Here is a 254-nt window from a genome sequence, read left to right as displayed (position 1 = left end):
GACGTAGCGTGCCTGTCCGCCGATCCATCCGCCCATGTCGACATAGCCGTAAGCGCCGCCGGCGCGAGCCGGGTTTACGGTCAGGCAGACGCCGGTATCCTGAGATTTGCAGCAACGGCAACGGCCGCAGGCGACATTGAAGGGCACCGAGACGATATCGCCGATCTCGAGCATCTCGACATCGACGCCTTTCTCGATGATTTCGCCGGTGATTTCATGGCCGAGGATCAGGCCTGGCATTGCCGTCGTGCGGC

Annotated in this window: 1 protein-coding gene; it reads right to left on the bottom strand. The window is 62.6% G+C overall.

The genetic code is table 11. The features are described 5' to 3' along the window. A partial coding sequence (locus tag EOD29_RS33410) for an alcohol dehydrogenase catalytic domain-containing protein (RefSeq protein WP_164764027.1) occupies positions 1–254 on the bottom strand: 254 nt, incomplete at both ends.

Source organism: Mesorhizobium sp. M1A.T.Ca.IN.004.03.1.1, from assembly GCF_003997555.1.
Lineage (GTDB): Bacteria > Pseudomonadota > Alphaproteobacteria > Rhizobiales > Rhizobiaceae > Mesorhizobium.
Note: the sequence above shows the minus strand (reverse complement) of the source record. Positions and strands in the feature narration are given on the sequence as shown.